We start from the raw sequence: 1,065 nt of genomic DNA on the forward strand, positions 1-1,065 counted from the left end.
CCCCGGGGACCGTTGAGCATCATGTCGGTGAAGACATCGGCCCGCAACTGATCCAAGGTACGAAACTGTCCGGCATCATCACCGGCCCCGGCCCCCGGCGCCGGATCAGCAGCACCCTGGCCAAGTAGCTCCCCAACACGGCCCGGGGCCACTTCCTCAATGTCATGACCGGGGCCGGTGTTCCCGGCGGCGTTGGCTGCTGCCTGGCTGACCGCGGCCGCCGTTTCGGGGTCGGTCTTCAGCAGCCGGGCCATGGCATCGACCTTCGCGAAGATCGCCTGGCAACTAGCCGTGGGTAGATACCCCGAGAACCACGTCATCCCGTCACGGGCCTGTTCCAGCTCGATCCGGCGGTCCCGCAACTCGGTCCGGGAGCGTTTGGTGAAGGAAAACCCGTAATACTTCTCCAGGACCTGCCGGCCCCGGGCCCGCAATTGCGTAGGCGACTTCCCCGCAGCGATGGCCAACATATCGGCCCCGAAGTCCCGCCGATCGGCCCGGGCCCGGGCCGCTGCGGCGGCGACGTCGCGTTCGAACTCCTCCTTGCGGGCCTCGTCCGCATCCCGGGCCGGCAAGGCCGGTGGTTCGGCGGTGATGTGGTGGGTATGTTCCAGGATCCGTTGGACATGGCTGGCCCCGATACGCCCCAACGCCAACGACTCCAGGACTTCGGGGGTATCCATCACCAGGGTCTCGGCCTGATCCAACACCCGATGTCCCTGGCCCGGGGACAACCCGGCGATCAGGGCGATTTCCATCGCGGCACTATCGGTGGCCGCGGAAGACACGATGCGTCCGGTCCGGAGCGAGATCCGCATCCCGGGCCGGTTTTGTAGTGCTTCCAGACGGGGATCTATCGCTTCTTGGGCCTCGTCGTGGAGCATGGCCGCGGCACGGAACTTCTCGGCTTCAGCGAAACGGGCCAATGCTTCCGCGGCCTTGAACCGGGTGGACCCGTCAACGGCCGTGGCGCTCTGACGGGTGAGTTGCCACCCGTTGACCGACACTGCTTCGTTGATCGCGTCCATGACCCCACTGTGCCAGTTGCCACCGACAGGTTGGACG

The 1,065-nt window shown here is 66.5% G+C and carries 1 protein-coding gene; it reads right to left on the minus strand.

Going from position 1 to position 1,065, the window contains the following annotated elements:
• On the minus strand, window positions 1-1,028 hold a 1,028-nt coding region (locus tag ACT3S2_RS15825; RefSeq protein WP_444561935.1), incomplete at its 3' end, for a DUF222 domain-containing protein.
• Window positions 1,029-1,065 lie beyond the last annotated feature (37 nt).

Source organism: Arthrobacter sp. AOP36-A1-22, from assembly GCF_052377615.1.
Classification (GTDB): Bacteria; Actinomycetota; Actinomycetes; order Actinomycetales; family Micrococcaceae; genus Arthrobacter_H.